Annotated in this window: 24 protein-coding genes; 17 read left to right on the forward strand and 7 right to left on the reverse strand. The window is 43.0% G+C overall.

Going from position 1 to position 17,460, the window contains the following annotated elements; translation table 11 throughout:
• Window positions 1-21 precede the first annotated feature (21 nt).
• Genes NAQ_RS08195 through NAQ_RS08205 form a run of 3 tightly spaced genes read right to left on the reverse strand, consistent with a single transcriptional unit; the run spans window position 22 to window position 2,429 of the window.
• A complete protein-coding gene (locus tag NAQ_RS08195; RefSeq protein WP_100183057.1) occupies window positions 22-882 on the reverse strand; it encodes a fibronectin type III domain-containing protein in 861 nt (286 codons plus the stop codon).
• Between the two features lie 45 nt (window positions 883-927).
• Complete coding sequence (locus tag NAQ_RS08200; protein WP_245871593.1) at window positions 928-1,791, reverse strand: proline dehydrogenase family protein; 864 nt, start codon at window positions 1,789-1,791, stop codon at window positions 928-930.
• A 35-nt stretch (window positions 1,792-1,826) separates the two neighbouring features.
• Window positions 1,827-2,429 (reverse strand): nitroreductase family protein, encoded by a 603-nt coding sequence (locus NAQ_RS08205; protein WP_100183058.1) that lies wholly within the window; start codon window positions 2,427-2,429, stop codon window positions 1,827-1,829.
• A gap of 74 nt (window positions 2,430-2,503) precedes the next feature.
• On the opposite strand from NAQ_RS08205, the gene NAQ_RS08210 reads away from it, so the two are divergent.
• The 6 genes from NAQ_RS08210 to NAQ_RS08235 all read left to right on the forward strand — a co-directional run bounded on the left by NAQ_RS08210 (window position 2,504) and on the right by NAQ_RS08235 (window position 6,812).
• Window positions 2,504-3,094, forward strand: coding sequence for a riboflavin synthase (locus NAQ_RS08210; protein WP_100183059.1), 591 nt, complete (start codon window positions 2,504-2,506; stop codon window positions 3,092-3,094).
• 74 nt (window positions 3,095-3,168) lie between these two features.
• On the forward strand, window positions 3,169-3,843 hold the full coding sequence (ribB, locus tag NAQ_RS08215) for a 3,4-dihydroxy-2-butanone-4-phosphate synthase (RefSeq protein WP_100183060.1): 675 nt from the start codon (window positions 3,169-3,171) through the stop codon (window positions 3,841-3,843).
• Entirely contained in the window at window positions 3,844-4,257 is a 414-nt protein-coding gene (ribH, locus tag NAQ_RS08220) for a 6,7-dimethyl-8-ribityllumazine synthase (protein ID WP_100183061.1), read from the forward strand. It begins immediately after the preceding gene.
• Window positions 4,254-5,009: a GTP cyclohydrolase IIa gene (locus tag NAQ_RS08225; protein WP_100183062.1), complete on the forward strand. Its 756-nt coding sequence runs from the start codon at window positions 4,254-4,256 to the stop codon at window positions 5,007-5,009. Before ribH ends, NAQ_RS08225 begins: the two co-directional genes overlap by 4 nt.
• A complete protein-coding gene (locus NAQ_RS08230; protein WP_100183063.1) occupies window positions 5,000-6,175 on the forward strand; it encodes an amidohydrolase family protein in 1,176 nt (391 codons plus the stop codon). The genes NAQ_RS08225 and NAQ_RS08230 overlap by 10 nt, the downstream gene beginning before the upstream one ends.
• Window positions 6,162-6,812, forward strand: a complete 651-nt coding sequence (locus tag NAQ_RS08235) for a 2,5-diamino-6-(ribosylamino)-4(3H)-pyrimidinone 5'-phosphate reductase (RefSeq protein WP_100183064.1) — start codon at window positions 6,162-6,164, stop codon at window positions 6,810-6,812. Before NAQ_RS08230 ends, NAQ_RS08235 begins: the two co-directional genes overlap by 14 nt.
• Here NAQ_RS08235 and NAQ_RS08240 read toward each other — a convergent pair.
• The gene (locus tag NAQ_RS08240) at window positions 6,803-7,318 is read right to left on the reverse strand and encodes a transcription factor (RefSeq protein ID WP_100183065.1); all 516 of its coding nucleotides are present in this window, start codon (window positions 7,316-7,318) and stop codon (window positions 6,803-6,805) included. The genes NAQ_RS08235 and NAQ_RS08240 overlap by 10 nt on opposite strands.
• A gap of 361 nt (window positions 7,319-7,679) precedes the next feature.
• On the opposite strand from NAQ_RS08240, the gene NAQ_RS10205 reads away from it, so the two are divergent.
• Genes NAQ_RS10205 through NAQ_RS08250 form a run of 3 tightly spaced genes read left to right on the forward strand, consistent with a single transcriptional unit; the run spans window position 7,680 to window position 8,461 of the window.
• Entirely contained in the window at window positions 7,680-7,817 is a 138-nt protein-coding gene (locus NAQ_RS10205) for a hypothetical protein (protein WP_162858711.1), read from the forward strand.
• A gap of 9 nt (window positions 7,818-7,826) precedes the next feature.
• On the forward strand, window positions 7,827-8,051 hold the full coding sequence (locus tag NAQ_RS08245) for an Lrp/AsnC ligand binding domain-containing protein (RefSeq protein ID WP_100183536.1): 225 nt from the start codon (window positions 7,827-7,829) through the stop codon (window positions 8,049-8,051).
• A gap of 5 nt (window positions 8,052-8,056) precedes the next feature.
• Window positions 8,057-8,461, forward strand: a complete 405-nt coding sequence (locus NAQ_RS08250) for a DUF6659 family protein (RefSeq protein ID WP_320410617.1) — start codon at window positions 8,057-8,059, stop codon at window positions 8,459-8,461.
• A gap of 212 nt (window positions 8,462-8,673) precedes the next feature.
• Here NAQ_RS08250 and NAQ_RS08255 read toward each other — a convergent pair whose 3' ends face one another.
• From NAQ_RS08255 to NAQ_RS08265, 3 genes are read right to left on the reverse strand one after another with little or no spacing between them, the layout of a single operon-like run.
• Window positions 8,674-9,201 (reverse strand): hypothetical protein, encoded by a 528-nt coding sequence (locus NAQ_RS08255; protein WP_100183537.1) that lies wholly within the window; start codon window positions 9,199-9,201, stop codon window positions 8,674-8,676.
• Window positions 9,191-10,321 carry a GTPase HflX gene (hflX, locus tag NAQ_RS08260; RefSeq protein ID WP_100183067.1) on the reverse strand — a complete coding sequence of 377 codons (1,131 nt, stop codon included), beginning with the start codon at window positions 10,319-10,321 and terminating at the stop codon, window positions 9,191-9,193. The genes NAQ_RS08255 and hflX overlap by 11 nt, the downstream gene beginning before the upstream one ends.
• 13 nt (window positions 10,322-10,334) lie before the next feature.
• On the reverse strand, window positions 10,335-11,381 hold the full coding sequence (locus tag NAQ_RS08265) for a phosphate uptake regulator PhoU (RefSeq protein ID WP_100183068.1): 1,047 nt from the start codon (window positions 11,379-11,381) through the stop codon (window positions 10,335-10,337).
• Between the two features lie 133 nt (window positions 11,382-11,514).
• Here NAQ_RS08265 and NAQ_RS08270 point away from each other — a divergent pair, with 133 nt between their 5' ends.
• The 8 genes from NAQ_RS08270 to NAQ_RS08305 all read left to right on the forward strand — a co-directional run bounded on the left by NAQ_RS08270 (window position 11,515) and on the right by NAQ_RS08305 (window position 17,428).
• Window positions 11,515-13,167 carry a CHASE domain-containing protein gene (locus tag NAQ_RS08270; protein ID WP_162858712.1) on the forward strand — a complete coding sequence of 551 codons (1,653 nt, stop codon included), beginning with the start codon at window positions 11,515-11,517 and terminating at the stop codon, window positions 13,165-13,167.
• Window positions 13,168-13,205: 38 nt separating this feature from the next.
• Window positions 13,206-13,679 carry a PUA domain-containing protein gene (locus tag NAQ_RS08275; RefSeq protein ID WP_100183070.1) on the forward strand — a complete coding sequence of 158 codons (474 nt, stop codon included), beginning with the start codon at window positions 13,206-13,208 and terminating at the stop codon, window positions 13,677-13,679.
• Window positions 13,676-14,017, forward strand: coding sequence for a nascent polypeptide-associated complex protein (locus tag NAQ_RS08280; RefSeq protein WP_100183071.1), 342 nt, complete (start codon window positions 13,676-13,678; stop codon window positions 14,015-14,017). The genes NAQ_RS08275 and NAQ_RS08280 overlap by 4 nt, the downstream gene beginning before the upstream one ends.
• A gap of 36 nt (window positions 14,018-14,053) precedes the next feature.
• The gene (locus NAQ_RS08285; RefSeq protein ID WP_100183072.1) at window positions 14,054-14,407 is read left to right on the forward strand and encodes a hypothetical protein; all 354 of its coding nucleotides are present in this window, start codon (window positions 14,054-14,056) and stop codon (window positions 14,405-14,407) included.
• Window positions 14,408-14,523: 116 nt separating this feature from the next.
• Window positions 14,524-15,093: a RuvC family protein gene (locus tag NAQ_RS08290; RefSeq protein WP_177585578.1), complete on the forward strand. Its 570-nt coding sequence runs from the start codon at window positions 14,524-14,526 to the stop codon at window positions 15,091-15,093.
• A gap of 231 nt (window positions 15,094-15,324) precedes the next feature.
• The gene (locus NAQ_RS08295; RefSeq protein ID WP_245871595.1) at window positions 15,325-15,753 is read left to right on the forward strand and encodes a hypothetical protein; all 429 of its coding nucleotides are present in this window, start codon (window positions 15,325-15,327) and stop codon (window positions 15,751-15,753) included.
• A 17-nt stretch (window positions 15,754-15,770) separates the two neighbouring features.
• Window positions 15,771-16,103 carry a hypothetical protein gene (locus tag NAQ_RS08300; protein WP_100183074.1) on the forward strand — a complete coding sequence of 111 codons (333 nt, stop codon included), beginning with the start codon at window positions 15,771-15,773 and terminating at the stop codon, window positions 16,101-16,103.
• Window positions 16,100-17,428 carry a UbiD family decarboxylase gene (locus tag NAQ_RS08305; RefSeq protein WP_100183075.1) on the forward strand — a complete coding sequence of 443 codons (1,329 nt, stop codon included), beginning with the start codon at window positions 16,100-16,102 and terminating at the stop codon, window positions 17,426-17,428. The genes NAQ_RS08300 and NAQ_RS08305 overlap by 4 nt, the downstream gene beginning before the upstream one ends.
• Window positions 17,429-17,460: the final 32 nt, after the last annotated feature.

A 17,460-nucleotide genomic window follows, 5' to 3' on the forward strand; every position in this document is an offset into this window, starting at 1 on the left:
GCCTAAAAATAAGAAAAAGAGTCAGTCGTCATCATCTTTGTCATCATCGTGGTGCTTGTTTTTCTTTTGTTCTTTTTTGAGCTCTTTTAGCTCTTTTTTGAGATCTTTGCGTACGTCCTTGATGTCGTGCTTTAGTTCCTTGTATTCGCGTTTTGTGTCGTTCTCAAAGTCTCGAATTTCGTGTTTTGCCTCACGGATGTCTTTCTTTGTGATGAGTCCTGTCTTTTTTGCCTCTTTTAAGAGGGATTTTGCATCTTTTTTGAATGTCTTGAATTCTTCTTTGAATTGTTCTCTTACGTCCTTGTACTTGTCCTTTAGAGCCTTCATCGATTCGCGGCAGTCTTCCATGATTTGTTTTCGTGTTGTGCTAGTTGCGTTGTTTGCCTTGTCTTGACACTCTCGGATTAGCTTGAGTGTTTCCTCGCGCTGTTTTTTGAGCAGCTCGTTTCTCTTGTGGACAAAATCCGAGACCTTTTGGCCCAAATTGTCAGTTGGCTTGGTTTGGTTTGTAGATGGTGCTGGTGGTGTTGCTGCCTGGGCAGTATTAGATGATGCACTGACACCGGATGGATTTAGTGCAAACACCTTGTATGCGTAGCATTTTGCTGGCATCAAGCCGGTGTTGTTGTATTTGGTGGAGGTGTGGTTTGACACTAGGACAGAAAATGTTCCTAGGCATCCCGCATCGCGCTCTATTTTGTAGCCGTTGACTAGGCTTTGCGTGGAATTGACTGGTGCGTTCCATGACAAGTTGATTTGCGTGCTAGAGATGCTTTGGGCAACAAGATTTGTCGGCGGATTGGCTGGTTCGGCAAAAGAGTTCCCCAAAGGCAGTGCCAGCGTCGCAACAAGTAGAATCAAGACGATTCCTGTTGTCTTCATTATTCCAAAAACGAATTTTTTCTATATAATGTTCAAGTATGATTTCTACGTGCCCATTTTATGGGACAAAAACGAGCTGCCCAAAAGCAAAATGTTCCTCTTTCTCTCCTTTAGGCGCCTGATAGAATAAGGAAGCCAGTTTGTCCCATATGGGATGTATTCTGATAATGAGAATCCTTTTTTGATCAGGTCTGGTTTTAGCTCATCCCTAATTCCGCGAAGCATTTGGAACTCGAATTTTTTTTCGTGTGTTTTTGCAAGCGTTATTGCGAAATTGATCATTGCGCCGTCATGCGTGGCAATTCCAAACTCATTGCCTGACTCGAATAAAATTTTCATCAATCTCTGATAGTTCTGGTCGATTTTTTCCTTTGATTTTAGCGCAACATCTGGGCTTTCGCGATATGCCCCCTTTACTAGGCGTATCTTGCCCCCGATTGAGAGCAGATCTGCCAGATCGCCCTGGCTTCGCATCAGGTTTGCTTGTATTGCAATGCCAAGTCTTTCGTATCTTGCAAGAAGGTTTTCGTAAATCTGAATTGTCTCGTCTGTGTGGTCTGAGGATTCCATGTCTAACCACACAAATGTCTGTGATTTTGCTGCGGCTCGAATCAAAATTTCAAAATTATTAAGGCATTCCTTTTTGCTTTTCATCAGGCCTATCTGGGTTGGCTTTACAGATATTGCGCCGCTTACCTTCCATTTTCTAAATGAGCCCATTATTGTTTTGTATTCAGAGATGGTGTTTTCTATGATGTTTTTTGATGTGTGGTATTCTCCTAGCTTGTTGATTATGACACTCATTCCGTTTTTGTAAGAGACTTGGGCAGCATTCAATGCGTCATTAATGGTATCTCCTGCAATCCATTGCTTTGCGATACCAAAGAGAATCCTCTCCATTAATGCCATGATATAATCACGGGTTTGACGTGTAAAAATTTTGGTTAGAAATGATCATTTACTGACACTTGGTCCAGCGGTAGCTGTCCGCCCCTTGGGTTTGCCGGCTTTAGTGCCTTTCCTATTACTACCATCATGACTATCATATGATCTGAAGGCAGGTTGATTATTTTTGCTACCTCTTCTGGCACAAAGCCAATCATTGGGCATGAATCATAGTTCATTGCCTTTGATGCAAGCATTATTGTCTGGGCCGCCATTCCGCAGGACCTGATTGCCTCGTCCCGTTGGAACTGTTCGTTTCCCTCGTATGCCTCTATTATTGCAGGAACCAAATAGTCCTGGGCTGATTTTGGTGCGTTCTTCCAGTATCTGGCTGGGTCTTTTTTCCACGCAAGCAAGTCTGCGCACAGCACAATTACGACCGATGCGTCGGAGACCTGAGCCTGATTCCAAGAGGCAGCGCGCATCTTTGCCTTGGTATCTTTGTCTGTGATTACAACAAAGCGCCAGTTCTGAATGTTGTATGATGTTGGCGATAGTATTGCAGCAGAGAGAATCTCGTCTATTTCTTGTCTTGATATGGCATAATTTGGATCAAAATTCTTAATTGCGCGGCGCTGCTCTATTGCCTCAAAGACATCCATGCAAAAACTGGATTTGGTTTTATTTTTAAGGCTTGCCTGAATCATTTTATACCGTAATTATACAATTCCAGTAATTGTTCACTGGTATAGTTGAGGGAGTAGGCAAAGTTCTAGACATAAAGCAAAACACCAAGAACCGCAGCGCCATACAAATGACAGTGGACCTTGGCAAAAACTCCAAGGGCCTCAAGCTTGGGCAAAGCGTAGCGCTAAACGGAGTGTGCCTGACAGTTACCAAAATTGACAAATCAAAATGCAACTTTGAGATGATCGAAGAGACGACAAAAAAGACGGACCTTGGAAACCTAAAGGTAGACGAAATCGTAAACATCGAGCGAAGCCTCAAAGTCGGCGAGCGACTAGAGGGCCACTTTGTGCTGGGCCATGTGGATGGAGTGGGAACAATTACAAAAATTGAAAAAAAGCCAAAGGAAGTGCAGATCTGGTTTGAGGTTCCAAAAAATCTGGCGCGCTTTGTAGTGCAAAAAGGCTCTATTGCAATTGACGGAATCAGCCTGACAGTAGTCGATGTGAAAAAAAATCTTGCGTCAGTCTGTCTGATACCTCATACCATTGGTGTCACAAATTTTTCAACAAGAAAGGTAGGCGACAAGATTAATATTGAAACCGACATTTTGGGCAAATATCTCCTAAAACAGGAATGATTTTTTTACCAAAAAAGTGGTAATTACTAATTTACTAGTAAACTTTATTATTGTACCAAAGCCAATTTCATATTATGACACTAGATGAGGCAATCTCGTCACTGAGGAGAGGCGAATTCGTGCTGCTCTATGATTCGGGAAAAAGAGAAAACGAAGTAGACATGGTGGTGGCAGCCCAGTTTGTCACACCAGAGCACATCTCTCGAATGCGACAGAATGCAGGGGGACTAATTTGCCTTGCAATAGAGGATTCATTTGCAAAATCACTAAACCTGCAATACATGCACAACATTCTATCTCAGTCTGGAGACATTGACTCTGATTCAAAAAAAATGATAATGGGCACTGCCCCATATGGGGATCATCCTACATTTTCAATTTCAATAAACCACAGAAAGACCTACACCGGCATAACCGACAAGGACCGAGCCCTGACCATAAAGGAAATGGCGCAACTATACCATTCTGATGATGCCAAAAACCAATTCATTACCTCGTTTGCCACGCCTGGACATGTCCCATTGCTTTTGGCCTCAAATGGATTACTTGCAAAAAGACAAGGCCATACAGAAATGTCGGTGTATTTGGCACAACTGGCAAATCTCACGCCAGTCACTGCCATATGTGAGATGATGGACGGACAGACATACTCCGCACTCACGCCGGAAAAGGCGCAAAAGTTTGCCAAAGAATACGCCATCCCGTTCATTGATGGCAAGGAATTACTGGAATTCTCAAAGGTGCGTTAGATGAACATTGCAATAGTCACTGCGGAATTCAACGGCGAGATAACATCCCGGATGCTAGCTGTTGCCCAGGAAAAGGCAAAAGAGCTCAAAATCACAATCAAGTATTCCTGTATGGTGCCAGGCGCATATGACATGCCAATAATAGTAGATGCATTATTATCAAAAAAAGACGTCGATGGCGTAGTCACGCTTGGTACAATAATCAAGGGCCAGACAAAGCACGACGAGGTCATATCACACAGCACAGCAAAATCCCTAACGGAACTCTCACTCAAACACAAAAAGCCAGTCTCCCTTGGAATATCTGGTCCTGGGATGCAGGAGCGACACGCATACGCACGAATCAGGCCTGTCTCTGAGCGTGCAGTAGAGGCAGTGTTCAAGCTGGCAAAAGAATTGGAACGAATCCAATGATCCAGCTTACCATAATCAAAATAACGGAATATGGCCCATGGACACTTACCTTGGGCTCGGACAGAGAGCACGAATTGCAAATGCTTCAGGCCCATCTGTACAGGGAAATCCAAAAACTCTTCTCAGAGAAAAACTGCCTGGTCTTCTCAAACAGGTTTGACGAGTTTTTTGTAATAACAAACGGCCTGACCTTGGCAGACCACATTGAAATCCAACAAAAACTAGAGCAAGTATCGTCACTCAAACTGTCAATGTCGATTGGGTATGCCGACAATCCGTTTGATGCAAATCTTAGGGCATACGAGGGCAAAAAGACTCCTATAGTATTGGACAAAGACCATCATATCTTTGGATTTGTAAATGGCACCACTGATCAAAAGGTTACAATAATGCACTTTGATGTAGAAAACATCACTTCGCAAAGAAAGGTAAAGTCTCCATACGAAATCTCGTCTACGATTTTTGGAATTTATGCGAAAATGTCCGAGTTCTTTTTGGCAAAAAAATCCTTGGCATTTTTTATGGGAGGCGACAATTTCATGGTGGTAACGTCTGGCAACGCAAAGAAAAATGCGCGGGAATTTCTCGAAATTGCAAAAAAGGAGTTTGATGTGACCTTTAACTGCGGAATTGGAACCGGCAGAACAGCAAGGGAGGCAGTCAAGCTTGCAACAAAATCCCTTGATACCATACGGGAAATCCGAGATGCCAAAAAAGAAAAACCGGAAATCTATGAGCTGTCATGCTTTTAAAAAATCTCAGCGTTCTTTACGGCCGGGACCTAAAGTACATTCATTCTACTAGCCTTCCAATACTTGGCGACAAGTTCGGCAAGCTTGGCCAAAAAAATGGAAAAGCAATAGACTGCGAGGGACTGCTTTTGGTGCCTGGATTTATCAACATGCACACGCACATTGGCGATTCCATTGCCAAAGATGCAACGCTTGCAGGCTCTGTAGACAGCAAAATCCACCCGGTTTTGGGAGCAAAGCAGAGAATCCTGAGGCAAACCAAGCCTGATCACCTGATCTCGTTTATGAAAAATTCCTGCCACTCCATGATCAAAAAAGGAATTACGACATTTGTTGATTTTAGGGAGGGTGGCCCAGCAGGCATATCCCTGCTAAGACAAGCACTAGAAAACATTCCAATTAGGGGAATAATTCTGGGTAGAGTTGAATCATACCACGACAGAACCCAGATCAAAAAAAACCTACCACTAACCTCTGATGCAAAAAAGACATTGTTGCAAGTCATAAAGAATTCTGACGGAATTGGGATCTCTGGCGCAAATGAGAACAGTGACTCCGCCCTGCAATATTATTCGAGGACAAAAAAGATCAGGGCGATTCACAGCTCCGAGACAAAACAAAGCATGGCAGCATCCAAAAAGATCACCAAAAAAACAGAGACATCTCGGGCATTACAGCTAAAGCCGCACTTTTTGGTACACATGACATTTGCTGGTACAGACGATCTAAAAAAGGCGGCAAGAAAGACACGCGGAATTGTAATTTGCCCTAGGGCAAACTCGTCCTTGGCAGAAGGGATACCAAACTTTGAGGCAATGGCAAAGGCAGGCTGCACAATAGGAATCGGAACAGACAATGTCATGATAAACTCGCCAGACATGTTTCGGGAAATGGACTATCTCTGGAAGGCTCACATGGGATTACACCAAAAAAGAATAGACCCAAAGGAAATACTCAAAATGGCAACGGTAAACGGCGGAACAATCCTTGGCAAGAAAATAGGCTCAATTTTGCCTGGATTTTTGGCAGACGGAATATTCTTTGAAAAGCACTCACTAGACCTAGAGCCAATGCACAATCCACATGCAAGCATTGTTCATAGGGCAAATGAAACCGCAATTTCTGCAGTAATGATCGGAGGCAAAATAATCCATGGCAAGCTTTAGGCCACACGTGATCCTGTCTGCGGCAATATCGCTGGACGGCAAAATAGCTACTAGGACTGGAGACTCGGCACTGTCGTCTAAAATGGACATAAAGCGCGTCCACAAGTTGCGCTCTAGAGTAGATGCCATACTTGTTGGCAAAAACACCGTCCTTCAGGATGATCCAATGCTGACTGTTCGGCATGTAAGGGGCAAAAACCCAGTAAGAGTAGTTCTGGACTCTATGGGGCAGATCCCAACTGGCTCCAAAATAATCCAGACCTCATATGATATACCTACCATCATAGCTGTATCAAAAAAGGCATCACGCAAAAACCTAGCAAGGCTTGGAAGATTCCCAGTTGATGTCATTATATCTGGCAAAAATAAAGTCGAGCTAAAACCTCTTTTGCAATTCCTGCACCAGGCAAAAATCAGAACCATTCTGCTTGAGGGCGGCGGGACCACAAACTGGGACTTTGTAAATCAAGGCCTAGTCGATGAGGTAATAGTTACCATAACACCATATCTGGTTGGAGGACAAACAGCAAAGACACTGGTAGAGGGAGAGGGATTCTCAAAAATATCAAAATCCCTGAGGCTGAAATTGCACAAAATCAGACGTCAGAACAACGAAGTTATTCTACACTATATCTGACGACGCATGTCGTTTCTAATGTCGGTGATCTTTGATTCGAGCGCTTTTTTGAGCTTGTCGTTTTTCTTGAGATTCACCACGCCATTGCACCTTGGGCACTTGAAGAATTGTTCCAGTGCTGTCTCAAATGTGATTCTTGGGCAGTCCTCGTTTCCGCAATGATAAAATTGTGACGAGTTTTCATAGTCGAGTCTTTGCTGCAGTCGCTCTGCAATTTTCTTTTTCTGGTTTTCAATGAAATTTTCAACTTCGTCCTTTCTTGAGCGCCACCTGTACACGAACCAGCCCTTTCGTTCATCCTTGACGCGAATTCCCGTGATCAGTGCCTTGCCAAACAAGTCATAGAGAACCTTTCTTACCATGTTGATTCTCAGGCCTGTTGAGCTTGCGATTTCTTCGTCTGTTGCATCTTCTGCCTTGAGCAAAGCACGTGCAACCTTGAGATATTCATCTCCTCCAATCATTGCAGAAATTCTGACAAATGGGTCTTCGTACGACTCGACCATGATTCCAGAACTTGATTTGCATATTTAATATCTGCGAAGAAAAGTAGGAAGCTGACTTGGGGATTCAACATCCTTTGCTGAGGGCAGAAGCAGTATGTTCTGCCGGCAAACCAATGTTGGGTACAGGTCAATTGGCTATTGCGTCAGCTTCTCATACATTAACCACCCCATGACACAAAAGCATGATCATGCGATCTCTTTTGTTTTATGAGCTTAGGCGTAGTTTGGCTTTACAGTTATCTGGTTTTGTTCATCATTTCAGAGGAATTCTGAATGTTTGTTTGCTTTGTTATTGTATTATTAGATAAATTCTCTATGAATTAATGATTTATGATAAATATGTTTGATGCGTACCATAACCATGAGCTATTGTGTGAAATGCGGCGATGAGGCAGAAGTCTGTTTCTGCGGAATAGAGAAAAAGCCAATGACAGAATACATCAGCGCACTAAAAGAGTGCACTGATCTCAAATGCTATTGCAAAAAGCACATCCCATAGGTGAGTGTAATGTCGTACGCCTATGTTTTGATAAACTGTGATCTTGGTTCAGAAGAACGAGTGTTATCTGAGCTAAAGTCAATCAAAAAGATCAAAGAAACCCATGGTGTCTTTGGAGCATACGATATTGTTGCCAAAGTAGAGGCGCCATCAGATAGTATGATCAAAGAAGTTGTCACTGGAAAAATTCGCTCAATAGACCGTGTCAGATCAACTCTGACACTGTGGGGGTAAGTATTGTGTCGCTTGTAAGCAAAATTCGTTATCCCACATATGATGAAAAATGCAAAAAACTAACAATGGAAAAAGAAATACGATTTGCAGGAATCCTAGATGAATATGGCAAGCTGGTGGCGGGCGGATTCAAGGAAGGACTTTTGCCGTTAGAGGATGACAAGAAAAAGCTATCCAGTTTTATGGAGTTTATCTCACAGATATCTCTGCGACATGAGCTGGACAAAGAGCTAGGACCAATCAACTATTTGGCCGCAAGGCGTGACAAGATAATTCTGCTGAGCTTTCCATTTCCAATTGCAAAGATGACTCTGCTGATTTCTGCCGATAGGTGCCTTGACATTGAGGGCTTGGCGTCTCATGTCGTTGATGTCTTTAGTGCAGAGCAGGCAAGACTTGCCGAAAAATAGCGAATTTCGCAACAAACTCTTTGTATTTTAAGCAAATAGGCACAAAATACCAAACAAATGTTTGATTTTTTGCCGGCATTCCTAAAATAACTTTAAGCTCAGAATTACACCATGGAAATCTCAAAATGCGAATGCCCTCCAGGCTCTCCGACATACGAAGACGATGAAGGAATGCTTATCTGCTCGTCTTGCGGCGGATGGGTCCAGCCAAGCTAGGATTTTTTTGACACTACCTGCTTGCCTTTTTCTGATGGTATGATTTGTAATCTGCCACCATCAAATTTGGAATCAAACTGGGCTCCGCTCTGGATTCTATCTAGCACTATTGCCAGTGCACTTATCTCTGAATGGGGCTGGTTTCCAACTGCCACGTTATAGTCGGCGTTTTCATAGACGTCGCGCGGAACCTTTTCTGCACCAACCACAATCAGAATTTGTTTTTCCTTTGCGATTTTTGCCTGTATGGAATTGATGTTTTGGCCATACATTGTAAGGTGGATTATTTTTACACCGTCCTTTTTCTTTGATTTTAGCAGTGTCCGCCAGTTCTCAATGTATTGTATTTCAAAGTCGCTTCCCCAGGACTTGTTTACTTTGGAAAGCGTTTCCTTGATTTCCGGGTTTATCTCATTCATGTAGATTTTTTTGGCGCCAAATGCGCGCGAGACCAGAGCAACATGGGTTGTGACTCTATCATCTCGGACTAGTCTTTGCCCTATTCGCAGTACTTCAATCGTCATCTTGTTCATAGAATTTTGATAGGTCTTGCTTTCTTGGGATTTCTTTTATTTGCTGTGGGGGATTAGAGATCATTTTTTTGACCAGCTCGAGCAGCTTTGGAATGTTTTGCTGGGTCACTGCAGAGACTGGTACCCATTTTTTGCTGTTTGTTAGTCCAATGAATTCCGCCTTTTGGAGTATTTGGTCTGGCTCTGCTAGGTCAGACTTGTTTAGGGCATAGATTACACGTTCTTGGTCTACGTCGAGGTCAGCCATGGTTTTGAGGCAGCTCCGGTATTTTTTGCGCAGCTCCACCTCCGAATCTGAAATGTCAATTACCACAATTACCACTTCGGCGTACTTGAGCTCCTCTAGTGTTGACTTGAAGGCCTCTATCATGTATGCTGGTAATTTAGAGATGAACCCTACTGTATCTGAAATCAGGACTGGGTCTTTGTCGATTAGGACCTTTCGCGTTGTGGTAGATAGTGTTGTGAATAGTTCTGGGCTTTCCTGCTTTGTCTCGCCTGTCAGCAAATTAAACAGGGTTGTCTTGCCAGCAGAGGTGTATCCTGCAAGTGATATTGTTTTGAGGCCGACACGCCTTCTTGCCTCTCGGTGTAGTGCCCGCTGCTTGCCCATCTTTTCCAGTTTGGATTTTACTGACTTCATTCTGTTTTGAATGTCGTTGTAATACGAATCTACTTCGTACATGCCTATTCCCATGAATCCGGGCTGCTCGCCCTGTTTTGCTAGTCGGACCTTTTCCTTTGCCCTTGACATTTCATATCGGAACTGGGCCAGCTTGATCTGCAAGTGAGATTCGGAACTTGTGGCACGCCTCTCAAAGATTTCCAAGATTAGTGATTCCCTGTCTAGGATGTTGATTTTGAGCTTTGATGCCAGATTGTAGTTCTGACTTGGCTTGAGAATTTCATCATAAATTAGAACATCCGGCTTTATTCTGTCTGAGATTTCCTTTATCTCTAGCATCTTGCCCTCGCCAATTCCATATCTTGCCTTGTTGAGAAATTTCTGGCGAATCAGCTTGTCTACTTTGTAGCCTGCTGCTTCACACAAACCATAGGCCTCCCTTATGGTGTCTTCGTTGTCATATGTGATTAGAATCGCGCTTAGCATTGTACAATTCCGGCTATGGTCGTTTTCTTAACAACTTTTCTACGTTCATGTTAAGTACGATTTCTGCAATGTCTGATGCGTATTCAGCAATTCTTGCTATGTTTTCCGCCATTCTTCTTATTCGGTAGGCCTCTTCTTCGTCTTTTATGGCCTTGACGGACTCGATTATCTTTTTCTCGTATTTTGATAATTCTGATGCCTTTTCAATTGCCTTCTCTGCCTGCGCAAAGTCTTCTTTGAACAATGCCAGGCATGCTTGGTCCAAGACAGATATTGCAAAGTCGTTTAGGTCCTCAATTTTCTCCATTGCGTCCACTCTTACTGATTCTTTGAATTCCAGCAGGTCCTTGGCAATCAGTACTGCGTGGTCGCCTGTTCGCTCTATGTTTTTGACAATCAGTCGGTATCCGAGGCACTGTCGCGCGTTTGTAAAGCCCATTTCATGCAACATGTACTCATTTTGTATTGCGATCTTTAGTTGTCGAATAATGTAAAATCCGAACCTGTCTACTTCGTCATCAGAGTCGATTACCTCTTTTGCAAGCTCCAAGTTTGCTTCTCTTACCGCAAGTAATGCGTCCTTGAGCATTGACTTTGCCAGGTGAAGCATTCGCTTAAAGGCGCCGTCAACAGTTAATTCTAATAAATTCACCAAGACCTGAATTGTTATGCCGTCAACAGAATCTGAAATTATTTCTGCGCCCATCAGCATTCCCTTGACTGCTGACTTGATTGCAGTTCTCTGGCCTGGCTGGAGTCTGTCTCCCTTTGGCTTTATCTGAATTGTCTTGTAGCCAAGAAAATACAATGATACCAGCTTGCGAACAATTGCGGCATTGTTGTCTTCGCGTGTTATCTCTAAAACTGCCTCTTCGCCCTGTGATGATTTTGTTTGGTCTTTGGAAGGAATTATTTTGAGTGCCGATCTTCCCTCCCGAGTTATGGTTATTTGGTCTCCTTGCTTTAGGCCCAGCTCCATAATCCACTGTTTTGGTAATGACACTATATAGGAGGATTTTCCGGTAAACTGTATTCGTCTTGTCTCTTCTCTCTCTGACATAACTACATGAATTTAATTTATCTATATAGATGTGTCCTGTGATATATACTCACAAGCCAAGACGCATATTTTACAAACCTATCATCATATGGTAATACCTATTTACAATATACAAATTCTAAAAATCAAGAATATGCACAACAGGCATTTTGATTTTATTGTATTGGGGGGCTCTTTGTTTATCACATTTGCCATACTTGGATTGTTTTACAGCTATATTTTGATCCAAAAAGACAACGAGTTTGATCTAATTGCAAAGGATCTGGCTTCTTCAATAGAAAGCAGATTGGTAAACTATGAGCAAGTCCTCTTTGCCACACAGGGGCTCTTTGCCAGCTCAGACCAAGTAACCTCAGAGGAATGGCAAACCTTTGTAAAAAACCAGCAAATTGAAACCAGATTTCCGGGAGTGCAGGTGACAGGCTATTCACAAAAAATAGGAAATGCTGATGATCTAGCACAACACATACAACAAATGCAATCTGTATATCCAAATTATTCAGTTAGGCCAGACACTCCGCGAGACGAATATCATTCAATTATCTATATCGAACCAGTCAACACTAGAAATCTCCAGGCACTTGGTTACGACATGTTCTCAGAACCTGTGAGACGCGCAGCGATGGAAAAGGCATGTGACACTAATACTGCAACAATTTCTGGCAAAGTTATCTTGGTGCAAGAAATAACACAGGATGTCCAGCCTGGATTTCTGATGTATCTTCCGGTATACAAAAACAACATGCCGCACGAATCCGTTGAAGAAAAACAGGCTGCGTTGCAAGGATTTGTTTATATTGCATTTAGGGCACATGACTTGTTCGATGCAATGCTGCCTAGCCTAGGTGCAGTACAACACAACGATATGAGAATCAAAGTTTATGATTCAGCAAAATCTGAAGAAAATCTCCTTTATGACTCTAAAATAAATACACCTGATGGCTCTTGGCACAAATCAGCAGAGATAGACTTTGGCCATCGAACATGGATAGTGGAATTTAGCCGTCCTAACACGTTTAGTGACTTTGAGACCGCGATTATGGTTGCGGTGCCTGCAATAGGAGTATCGATGAGCGCCTTTGTCTTCATAGCAATTCGCTCAAACCAGAGAAACATTGACAGAATAACGAGGCTAAACGAGGATCTTCTAAAAAGTGAAAAGCTCTCTGCGGTAGGACAACTTGCAAGCAGACTTGCACACGATATCCGAAACCCAATATCTGTTATAAAAAATACAGTCGAGATAGCAAAAAACAACAAAACACTTGATGAGAAAATGATATCCCAGCTAGACAGAATAGAGCGAGCTGCATCAAAAATCAACTATCTGGTCAGCGACACGCTAGACTTTGTGAGAACTACACAACTACAAATTAAGGAAAACTCGGTCAAAAAAATCCTCTTACTTGTTGCTGATAGAATAGACAAGCCTTCCACCATAACAATAAACCTGCCAGAAAATGATCACACCATAAAATGTGACGCAGAAAAACTCGAAGTGGCAATTGCAAACATTATGACAAATGCAATTCAAGCAATGGATGGCGAAGGAACAATAAACATCAGGGTAAATGATCAAGACAAGTTCTTTACAATAGAAATTGAAAACTCGGGACCTGAAATTCCTGAAAACATCACATCAAAAATATTCGAGCCATTATTTACTACCAAGCCAAAGGGAACTGGTCTTGGCCTTGCTACTGTCAAAAACATCATAGAGCAACACGGCGGGACAATTTACGTAAAGAACAACCCAACAATCTTTACGATATCTCTGCCAAAATAGCATTTTGACATATTAATGGAATTACACTGGAATAATCATTGGATCCAGTAGTAAAGCTAAAACACACAATTGATGCGCTCTTTGGAAACGGAATATCAAAGAACCTGCCCAAAGAAATAGAGATGACATTTTCCAAAAAGACAGGCAGAATTCGGGAAGTATATCATGACAAAAAACTGCTCTGCACTCTGCGAATTGACGGAGGCCTGGCAATTTCGCCGTACTTTGCGCAAATTTTACTCAAGAACAAAAAGTTCCGCCAAAACTGCGTCGAGGTAAATGACGATTCTGCGCCATTTGTTCGGGACGGCAAGTCGGTTTTTTGCAAGCATGTTACTTGGGCCGGCAAAAACATCCTCATTGGAGCAGACGTTCCGGTATTATACCAAAATGAGGTGATTGCTGTGGGGCGCGCAATTGTAAATTCGGAGATGATGGGCACGCTAAAGCGCGGAGTTGCGATCAAGGTGCGAGATAGTTTAAAAAATAGTTTGGAGCAAAAAAAGACATGATGCGGGGAGGCAATCGCGAAATGCGAAGAATGCTGGACAGGATGGGCCTAGACATGAAAGAGCTCAGCAATGTTCAGGAGGTAATCATAAAAACCGACAAAAAAGAAATCATAATTACAAAACCGGCAGTGACAGAAATGAAGTCAAAGGACAATTCCATTTTCCAGGTAATTGCGGATTCCTATGAGGAAAAGGAGCTAGAGACTCCTATTTTTTCAGAAGACGATATCATGCTCATATGCAGTCAGGCAAACGTCACCCCAGAAGTGGCAACAAACGCCCTAAAGGAAACCGGCGGCGATCTATCACGGGCAATCTTGCTTCTTACCACAAAATGAAGAATTTAATTAGCCGTACGGGCGGGTTTTAGCTGTATGAAGGACGCACCAGCTCAAAGCGTAGTTGCAGATTCCAAGGTAAGCAAAATTATCAAGTCCCTAGCAGAACTAGAGGACGATCTGGACTCGTTAAACATCAAGGTGGCAGATATGAAAAAAAGCCTCAGTACACACGCCCAAAAAGAGATCGACTCCCTTAGAGAAAAGGTAACCCAGATGGCAATGCAAGAAGCAGAAGCCATGATCTCAGAGACCCGGGTAAGAGCGGAAAGCCAGGCAAAGAAAATAGCAGCAGACGGTGCAGCAAAACTGGATAAAACACGTGCAACCATTGATTCCAAGTTTAATGAAGCAGTTGACAGCGTAGTGTCAACAATTCTCAAGCTGTAAAGCCTTAAATCGCTTATTGTATCACAAACAGTATCAGCACCGTACAACAATGTCGTATTGGTATTGCCACCACCCAGGGTAAATCCTACTTTCAGTTTGTCAAGGCACTCAGGTTTTTGAACCTAGAATACGACTCTATCGTGCCCGATCAGATCCCAACATATCCAGGAAGCCTCATATTTACAACAGAGGGCGAGTCGCCTAGATTTGCAAGTCAAGCAATCCTAAATGAAGAGATTCTCCAGCAGGACCCGACAGTAATCCAAGGAATTATTATAGAAAAGCTGGACTCGGGACTAAACCCGTCTGAGCTATTAATTGGAATAGATCCGGGGCAGCGAATAGGAATATCGGTCAGCTATTTTGGCAGGGAAATAGAGCGCGGACTGTACACGTCTCCAGAAGATCTAGCATCACATGTCGCAAAAATCCTTGGAGGCCTTCGAGCAGAGCGCAAGCTGGTGCGAATTGGAAACGGCAACATGCAGGTAGCAAAGCAAATCACCACGCAGCTAAACCTCAAGTTCTGCTCTCACTTTGAGCTGGAATTTGTAGATGAGAGAAAGACAACAAAGAAAATCAAAAACTACAACAAACGTGGCAAGCGCGATATGCTTTCAGCTAGGTTCATTGCGCAAAGGGAGGGCTATAGGCACTTTGTGCTGCCGTTGTCACGCACAGGCTAGGATCTAAATTAAAAAAACACTCAAAAACAACCCAAACTCAGGCTCCAAGTACGTGTAATACTGTGCGTAAAAAAATCGTTAGATATTTATACAACTTTTCGAGTTTTTGTCAAATTGATCAAGCTGATCGGCAAGATCGGTTAAAATTTCTATATTCTTTTCCCAAAAAATATGTAAAAAATATGGATCCATGCTTAAATATTTGCGATTCCTATAATATGCTGACAAAATATGACGTGTAAGGGAATTTGCTCCAGATACAAGGCACAAAAGCCGGTAGGAACTGGACGTTATGCTTCAGGTCAAAGACGTTGTCAAATTTGTGAAATCTTCATCAAATGGGAAGGTCTCTGGTGCCCATGCTGTGGCTACAGACTGAGAACAAAACCACGAAATCTCAAATACAAGGCCAAGCTGCGCGCTAGAGTTGAAGCCGAAGCTCAAGAAGCAACAGGAATCAACTCCATTGAAACAGTGGAAGAGACTGTCGAAGTTGAAGAGCCAATAGTTGTAGAAGCCAAGCCAAAAAAGGCAAGAGCAACAAAGGCAAAGACTGCCAAGGTTGCAAAAACAACTAGAAAGGCCAAGACTTCCAAGTTCTCCAAAGCTGCAATCCAGGTAGAGGCCCAACCAGAAGAAGCGATAGCAATAAAGGCATAAGTCTCATCTGGCATTTAATGTCAAGTTCTGACCACAGCATGACTGTGGAGACAGAAAATCGGAAATTCGATGTCAAAATCTTAAAGTACGAAAACGCTTTTTTCATTTCAATTTCTGAAGGTCTGATGCGGATCGGTGGTATGATCATATCAATTGCAACCGGACCGACGCCAGTATCATCTGAGATTATTCCAATACGAGCAGACCTGATGTTTCTAAAGCTTATATCGCAAAAGATGGCATCTGAGGTTCGCGGCATTTGCGTTGTGTCGCTGTCGGCACAAAAGGAACTTGGCGCAGGCCCAAGCAAGGTTCTAATTGAGAAGATAACGGAGGCAATAAGGAAATGACGGACCTGCGTAGCTACATCGGTCTAGTAAAAAAGATGGGCCAGCTGCACACAATATCAAAAAAGGTCTCTACTAAATTTGAAATTGCATCGCTTACTGCACAGGTGGACGATGCAAACGCAATTCTATTTGAAAATATTAAAGAAAGCAAGCTAAGGCTGGTTGCAAACCTGGTTGGGAATCGGGCCAGATTTGCAAAGGCAGTCTCTGGCACAGAAGATACCATTCACCAAAAGGTAATCTCGGCTATTTCACATGCAAAAAAGCCCAAGGTAACGTCATCTGGCAAGTTCTTTGAAAACAAGTCGCACGACCTGTCCATTTTACCAATAGTTACTCATTTTGAAAAAGAATCTGGACCATTCATCACGTCTTCTATAATTTACTCGCAAAACTATGAGAAAAAGACGCAAAACTCGTCATTTCATAGACTAATGCCAATAGACAAAACGCACTTTTCTGTCAGAATGGTGGAAGGCAGACACCTGCACCGCTCGTTTATGGATGCCAAAGAGCATGGTGAGGACCTCAAAGTAGCAATAACTGTCGGCGTTCATCCAGCAGTATCCATTGCAGGAGCATATCAGGCGGAATGGGGTGAAGACGAGCTGGATATTGCAAACGCGATTTTGGGCGGCAAGCTCACACTAACCAAATTACCGTATTCTGGAAGGATGGTTCCGTCTGGAACGGAAATCGTAATGGAGGGTAAAATTCTCTCTGATAAAACCCACAAGGAATGGATGGTCGAAATGCTTCGGACATATGATTTTGTCCGGGCCCAGCCGGTCTTTGAGCTGGAAAATCTCTACTATAGGAACAATGCAATATTTCACGATATTTTGGCAGGCTTTGCAGAACACCGACTGTTAATGGGAATGCCGATCGAGTCCAAGCTGAACCGAGACGTCAAAAAGAAAATTCCGCAGACAAATAAAGTCGTCATGTCTGATGGTGGATGCAACTGGCTCCACGCCGTTGTACAAATATCAAAGAAAAACAAGGACGACGGCAAAAAGGCGATCGCAGAAACATTTGCAGCCCATCGCTCACTCAAAATGGTAACTATAGTCGATGACGACATCGACCCATCCGACCCAGTACAGGTAGAATATGCAATGGCGACAAGATTCCAGGCGGACAGAAACCTTACCATAATAGAAAAGGTACGAGGCTCTAGTCTGGACCCGTCAAGTGATCAGAAAAACCTACTCACTGCAAAACTCGGAATAGATGCTACACGGCCGCTGGACAAGCACCAAGAGGGATTTGAGATTGCCAAAATCCCAGGCGCAAAAAAATTTCCGTTAGACAAGTACCTATGATGACTAATGTTTTTTAGATCAGGTCTGGTGAT

This window comes from Candidatus Nitrosotenuis aquarius, from assembly GCF_002787055.1.
Classification (GTDB): Archaea; Thermoproteota; Nitrososphaeria; order Nitrososphaerales; family Nitrosopumilaceae; genus Nitrosotenuis; species Nitrosotenuis aquarius.